The sequence below is a fragment of the Pseudomonadota bacterium genome (assembly GCA_010028905.1).
Classification (GTDB): domain Bacteria; phylum Vulcanimicrobiota; class Xenobia; order RGZZ01; family RGZZ01; genus RGZZ01.
The window spans coordinates 1-6,326 of the sequence record RGZZ01000297.1 but is presented as its reverse complement, the minus strand read 5'-3'; the positions used below and the strand labels follow the sequence as shown (position 1 = coordinate 6,326).

The following is a 6,326-nucleotide window of genomic DNA, read 5'->3' as shown; positions in this document are numbered from 1 at the left end:
TTGATGTGCCTGCGCCCCCCCTGCCTCCCCTCCCCACATTTCTCGACCCTGGTGCCAACGGCGGAACCGTCAATGCACTGCTCTGACCCGAGCACTCAGGCGCGTCGGGGGATGCGCACACCGTTCACCACGAGGAAGGCTTCTTCGTGGTGAACAGTGCCAACCTCGTCTTGTCGACGCGCCAGATCGGCCTGGCCCAGATCGCGGTCCCAGCCGGGGAAGACGCGTGAGAGCCGGGCGCTCACCCCGTCGGCGACGACAACCTCCCGGCCCTCGTCACGCCAGACTGCAGGCATCGGGTGGGAGATGCCGAGATCGGCCTCACGCCCGCTCTCGAGCTCGATGAGCACGTTGCGAACACGGCCGTCTCCGCTCGGCATCTGCACGAGCGCTGCGCTGCCGTTCGGAGCCACGCTGAGATCGGTGGCGCACGCGCCAAACCGGTCGACGAGATGCTCGATGCGCGCCGCGTCGGCCTGCGGAAGGCGTGCCCCCCAGTCTCGGGTGACACGGGCGTGGGTCTCGGGGTCGACATCCGCCAGTCGCGCCCGCATCGTGGTCGTGCCATCGGTGATGAGCCAGGCGCCGCTCTCGGTCTGCACCGCAAGCCTGCCGTCAGAGAGAAACGACAGGTCGCGCCCCCTGGATCGGGAACCCTCGACCGCCGGCAGCCCCATCCACACGCTGCGGCCGTTCCGATCAGATCGTGTGGGGCTCACGTGCAGCGCGCCATCAGACGTGAGGAAGCCCAGCTCGCGCCCATCGTCAGAGAGATCGACCGCCACGATCTCCGACAGCGTGGTGGTGGTGACGCTCGAACCGAGGCGTTGCAGCCAGCCCAGGGGGCCGGTGGCGACATCGGTGACCTCGACGCAGGTGCGCCCCTGCGGATCGGTGCGCACGACGGCCATGCGCCGACCGTCTCCAGAGATGGCGGGGTGCGAAGGCTTCCCCTCACGGCTCGGCTGGGCCACCACACATTCACGGTCGCCCTCGATGAGCACCACGGAGTCGCCTCGAGTCTCGACCGCGCGGCCATTCGTCGACGCGTCGCGCTCGGCGCAGGCGAACGCCTGACGCGCGCGTTCTGCGTCGACGTTGGGGAGATGAACGTGGGCAGAGGAGATCGTCAAAACATCGTTATTCTACGAGCGGCGCCTGAAAAATGGCTGAACGCCGGACCTCTGCGCCGCTGCGCTCAGGCCGCCTGCGGCATCGATGCGCACACCCATCGCCGAAGCCACGACGGCCGTTCACGGCCCAGCGTGTCCGCCTGGGCGAGGAAGCCGTGGAACACGTGCGACCACTGCTCGTCGAGTGTGGCCAGCCGAGACGGCTGCGTTCCATAGACGTCAGCAAACGACTCCGCCACCATCTCCTGGGGATTGACCTTGGCGTACTCCGACGGGAAGCGATTCTCCGATTCGAGCAGCAGCCGCTGCCACGTGCGGTCGCGCACGCGCTCAAACCCCGCGAAGGTCTTCGGATCGAGACGCGCCACGGCCGCCTCGTAGGCGTGCCCCATCTCATGCACGGGCGTGTTCGAGCCGAACTCGTTCTGCCCGAGGCAATCGTCACGAAGCACCACCGTGGGGCGCGGGGAGCGGGGGAAGTACTGCCCGCTCACCTCGCCGAGCGCCCAGTCCCGGGCCGAGCGGGCATCGTGCTCGTCGAGCAGCACAGGGGCTTCCCCGGTGTCGGATCGCCAGCGATGGAAGTGAAGGTCGGGAACGAACAGCTCGGCCGCGTCCGGGCGGAATGGACGATCTTCCGGTGCGTCGCCTGTGGCACTGCCAAGCGCCGCCTGCGCCTGTTCCAGCTGGCGGCCATTGACCTGCACGAAGAGACGCGCGAGCAGCGCCTCTTCCTCCGGAAGGCGAGCCCCGTGCTGTCGCGCGATCTGGCGCGCCGTGATGGGGATGATCGGTCCCTTGCGGTGGTTGTGGAACGCCAGGGGGCGCAGGCGACCTCCCGTGACAGACATCACCTCGGTGTTCACGTGCGCCCGGTGGAACAGCGGATGGTCACCGTACAGACGATCGGCTTTCGCCACCGCGCGATCGACCTGCCGGCGCAACGCAGCCGCGGGGAACTCGTGTTCACGCATCGGTCGCAGGACGCCCGCGTGCTCGAGGCCTTCGTCCGGTCGGAGCACGGTGATTCCCAGCCCGACCTTCTCCACGGTGCGAAGAATCGACAGCGGAACGGTTGAGAGAGCCTCACGCACCTGTGCGCACACCTGGGCGCCTCTAGCCGCTCCGCCGCCCCGAATCAGCATGCGGCCGATGATCGCATCACATGCCACGCGGTCTGAGGAGAGCGCGTCGAGAACCGCGGTTCCCTGCACCTTCTGTGGAGCCGAGAGCGCAGGTCGCGAGGGAGCAGCGGCAAGAGTCGTGCCGTGAAGGCTCACCACGTCGGCGCTCGGCGAGGCGCTCTCCGGCTGCGCCGTCACGACTGTGCCCTTCTCGTCCAGACCACCTTGTCGAAGACGCTGATGCGCACGAATGTCAGATGGGCCGATCTCGCGCATCTGTGAAGCGCTCCTCTCACACGATGGAGCCAGCCTATCACCCCCCGATGAAATGGCGGAAAAATCGTCGCACCGATGACGCGCGCTGCGCCCTCAATCTCGGCGCGACGTTACGTCAGCGGCCTGACCCGCTCGACGATGCGGCCACTCGCAATGAGCGCGTTCAGCTCTTCCCCGAGCGCCGCGCTCGCGTCGCGCACGGCCTCCCAGCGCGCGATGCGCGCATCGTCTGACAGGGTGTAGAAGTCGTTCCGGTCCGGGATCTTGCCCCCCGGAAGCGACGCCACAAACCCCTTCGAAGGCGCGATGAGAACCACACGATCGAGATTTCGAGGCGACGGACGTCGTCCTGGCGCAAAGCGATCGAGCCAGCCGGGAATGAGGTGCGAGAAGAAGTGGGGATAGAGCACGACTCCTTCTCCTTGACCGAAGTCGAAGGCGGGATGATAGTCGGTGAGCGCGCCATCACGATAACGACCTGCCGGCGCGTCCGCGATGTCGACCGCCTCGGCCAGCAGCGGGATGGAGCCCGTGGCCAGAAGGGCGGGTGCGACATGACCCGCGCCCATGGCCACGTGTCGCGTCGGGAGGTCACGCAGATGGGCAAATGCATTCTCGGCGTGCGGCACGCCGAAGATCACCCGCTCCATGAACCAGCCGAGCGCGCGGCGATGCGCGGCGTTGCAGACACTCGCCATCACCAGTCCGGTGAGCAGGGGCAGGCGCGCATCGGAAGCAGTGAGGCCGTGACAGGCGGCGGTGAGGACGTGCAGGCGAAATCGCTGGGCCGCGAGGATGTCGCCTGCCCCGTGCTCCCCCAGCAGATGCGACACGATGCCCGCGCACGTGCGTGAGACCAACGCGAGAGACGGACGCGCCGGATAGCGCTGACCGATGTAGGCCTCGGCCATGCGATCGAGCGCGGCCAGCGGATCGCGCTGCGCCCAGCACGCCATGCGCCATGCGCCACTCGACGAGCCGACCACCGGGATCGAGCGCTGTGAGGTTGCGAGAAGCCCTGTGAGCAGCGCGCGGTCAAGACCGTGGAGCACGATCCACTTGGGGCCGCCGGACGCCGCGGCCACCATGTCGACGTCTTCGGCGCGCAGGCCACGCGCACGCAGCACACGCAGCGCGTGCGGTCCCGCAAGGATGTCGAGTCGAGGTTGCACGGGCGACAGGCGACACCGACCGCTAGTCGGCGATGTTGTGCCCCTGGTAGAGCTCTTCGATCTCGCGCTTCAGGCGCGCCTCGATGCGCTCGCGCTTCCGCACGGGCAGCTCGTCGGCGCGGGTGCCGAAGAGATAGGTGTCGAGGTCGAAGTCCTTGAGCACCATCTTGGTGTGGAACATGTTCTCCTGGTAGACGTTGACGTCGATCATCGAGTACCGCTCGCGGATGCGCTTGGCGAGGAAGTCTTGAATCGACGTGATCTTGTGATCGATGTAGTGCTTGTGGCCATCGACGTCACGCGTGAAGCCGCGCACGCGATAGTCCATGATCACGATGTCTGACTCGAAGCTCTCGATGAGGAAGTTGAGCGCCTTCAGCGGCGAGATGAGTCCGCAGGTCGCGACGTCGATATCAGCGCGAAAGGTGGCGATGCCGTTGTGCGGGTGGGTCTCCGGGTAGGTGTGCACCGTGATGTGGCTCTTGTCGAGGTGGGCGAGCACCGAGCCTGACGTGGGCACCGTGCGCTCCTCGACCGGCCCCTCAGAGATGAGCATGGTCACCGAGGCGCCCTCAGGATCGTAGTCTTGACGGGCGACGTTGAGGATGTTCGCGCCGATGATCTGCGCCACCTCGGTGAGGATCTTGGTGAGGCGGTCGGCGTTGTAGGCCTCATCGATGTACTGGATGTAATCACGCCGCTGCTGGTGCGTCACCGCGTAGCAGATGTCGTAGATGTTGAAGCTGAGGCCTTTGGTGAGGTTGTTGAAGCCCTCGAGCTGTATGGTGGGGAAGCGGGTCATCTCATCCCTCTGCCAGTAGGTTCGCGGCGGCTCTCTTCACGCATGGCGCCGTTCGCGGGGGAATTCATTCTCCGTGCCTCCCCCCACGCCCTCCCCCGTCGTGACCGCACCGTCCAGAACCGGTCTCGTGAACCCGCGGGCGCTTGCGCGAAAGAGAAGAGAGAGGGGGCCGAAGCCCTCTCTCTCTGCTTTCACGCCGTGAAACGGACGCGAGGCTACTTCTTCTTCGGGGTTGCCGCCGGAGACGCCGTTCCCTTGTCAGCCTTGGCCACGTCGATGCGGCTCGCCACCTTGTTGCCCTTGTCATCGGTCTTGAACCAGACCTTGGCCTGCTTGTCGACCTCCGGCTTGCCGAATGTGGCAGTCTTCTTGCCGTTGAGCATCAGCTCCCAGTCCTTGCCATCGGCGCGAACCGTGATCTTCTCCTTGGAGTACTGGGTGATGGTCCCCTCGATCTTGGTGCTCGCCGACTTCGTGGCTTCCTTGTTCGCGGCCGGCGCGGGGCTTGTGCCCGCCTTGGGGCCCGCGATGGCGGCAGTCTGGGCCAGACCCATGATGCTCAGGGCGATGAGCAGGGCGGCAATGAAACGAGAGATGCGCGTCTTCATGAGATGAACGTTCCTTTCAGAGCGACAGCGATTCCCGATGGGCGCCACCGATGCATGGGCGACGTCCAGCAGGCGCGCCCCCTTCGACCGAGCAACTGGCACTCCTGCCGCTGCGCGCGACCTCTGACAGCGGGTCGCGCTGTGGCGTAGGAAGGGGAGCGCTGCAACCGAACTCTGCGCGAATGCGTTCCTGTCTGCGCGTGCACCCCTTCCTCTGGCTTGTTGCGCTGACGCTGGTCTTCGCATCTGCCCCGATTCCAGCCCTGGCACAGGTGGCGACCGTCACGCCCACCCCGCCCCCCGCGAGCTGGTACAGCTTCATCCCCATCTTCCCCGGGGCCGGCGTCTCGCAGCTCGGTCTCTACAACATCGCGGCCTGGCTGTCGAAGGACTTCGATGCCGGGACCACTGTCGCCCACTACGCCTCGTTCGGAGAAGCCGCCGTGAACCAGTAATGGGGCGTGCAGGTGCCGTGGCTCGTGAATCCCTGGAACGGGCGCGGCTCGCTGCCCCCGCGCGTCGCACCGTCGATGAACCCGTCGTACGTGCGCCTGGTGAACGACCGTGTCTGGCTGCGCTACCTTCCCGCCGACACCACGCTCACCTACGGCAGCTACCACCTGAAGCACTTCGGCGACTACCTCTACCAGGGGCAGCAGAACGTGGCCTTCAACGGGGGCGCCACATTTCCGAGCTGGGGCCTGAACCTGAATGGCCGCGTGGGCGCCAGGCGCGATACCGACCCAGGCCTTCTCTTCGAAGCGTTCCAGGCCGTCATCCCAGACGCCAGCGCCTACAAGACGCATGCCGCGGGGGGCGCGCTGAAGTACCCGATCGGCGACGGCTCGAGCTTCGTGCGCCTCAACGGAGTGCACACCTGGAACGAGAACGTGGCCAACGATCAGGGTCCGCTCGTGGCCATCCCGGGGGTGCCCACCAACGGGCTGCAAGACGGCCCCTATGCCCGCCCCGTGCCTCCCAACGCCTGGCGCGACACCCGCCCGCAGCAGCTCACCCCACGAGAGATCGCGTTGCTGCAGGAAGCCCTCCGCGGCGCCTACGGCGCCCTCAATGTGATCCGAGGGAGCGGCGCACCGACCCGAGCGCTCCAAGAGGCCCAGATCGCCGCCAACATCGCCCGCTTCCAGGGCATCCTCGCGCAAGGCTCGGCGCTGCTCGGCTTCCCCCGATGTACCCGTCACCGCCCGGGG

7 protein-coding genes are annotated in these 6,326 nt (G+C 66.7%); 2 read left to right on the top strand and 5 right to left on the bottom strand.

Annotated features, from left to right (window positions below):
- Window positions 1-95: 95 nt before the first annotated feature.
- The 5 genes from EB084_17310 to EB084_17290 all read right to left on the bottom strand — a co-directional run bounded on the left by EB084_17310 (window position 96) and on the right by EB084_17290 (window position 5,115).
- Entirely contained in the window at window positions 96-1,133 is a 1,038-nt protein-coding gene (locus EB084_17310; protein NDD30016.1) for a hypothetical protein, read from the bottom strand.
- Between the two features lie 65 nt (window positions 1,134-1,198).
- On the bottom strand, window positions 1,199-2,533 hold the full coding sequence (locus EB084_17305) for a hypothetical protein (protein NDD30015.1): 1,335 nt from the start codon (window positions 2,531-2,533) through the stop codon (window positions 1,199-1,201).
- Between the two features lie 110 nt (window positions 2,534-2,643).
- Window positions 2,644-3,705, bottom strand: a complete 1,062-nt coding sequence (locus EB084_17300; protein ID NDD30014.1) for a patatin-like phospholipase family protein — start codon at window positions 3,703-3,705, stop codon at window positions 2,644-2,646.
- 22 nt (window positions 3,706-3,727) lie between these two features.
- Window positions 3,728-4,507: an adenosylmethionine decarboxylase gene (speD, locus tag EB084_17295; GenBank protein ID NDD30013.1), complete on the bottom strand. Its 780-nt coding sequence runs from the start codon at window positions 4,505-4,507 to the stop codon at window positions 3,728-3,730.
- A gap of 215 nt (window positions 4,508-4,722) precedes the next feature.
- Window positions 4,723-5,115, bottom strand: a complete 393-nt coding sequence (locus EB084_17290) for a hypothetical protein (GenBank protein ID NDD30012.1) — start codon at window positions 5,113-5,115, stop codon at window positions 4,723-4,725.
- Between the two features lie 182 nt (window positions 5,116-5,297).
- On the opposite strand from EB084_17290, the gene EB084_17285 reads away from it, so the two are divergent.
- Both EB084_17285 and EB084_17280 read left to right on the top strand, forming a co-directional pair.
- The gene (locus tag EB084_17285) at window positions 5,298-5,570 is read left to right on the top strand and encodes a hypothetical protein (GenBank protein NDD30011.1); all 273 of its coding nucleotides are present in this window, start codon (window positions 5,298-5,300) and stop codon (window positions 5,568-5,570) included.
- Window positions 5,571-5,576: 6 nt separating this feature from the next.
- On the top strand, window positions 5,577-6,326 hold a 750-nt coding region (locus tag EB084_17280), incomplete at its 3' end, for a hypothetical protein (GenBank protein NDD30010.1).

Bases quoted from the DNA above. Each gene is read 5' to 3' on its own strand.
- EB084_17305 (NDD30015.1), bottom strand. From the start codon at position 2,533: ATGCGCGAGATCGGCCCATCTGACATTCGTGCGCATCAGCGTCTTCGA.
- speD (NDD30013.1), bottom strand. From the start codon at position 4,507: ATGACCCGCTTCCCCACCATACAGCTCGAGGGCTTCAACAACCTCACC.
- EB084_17290 (NDD30012.1), bottom strand. From the start codon at position 5,115: ATGAAGACGCGCATCTCTCGTTTCATTGCCGCCCTGCTCATCGCCCTG.
- EB084_17285 (NDD30011.1), top strand. From the start codon at position 5,298: ATGCGTTCCTGTCTGCGCGTGCACCCCTTCCTCTGGCTTGTTGCGCTG.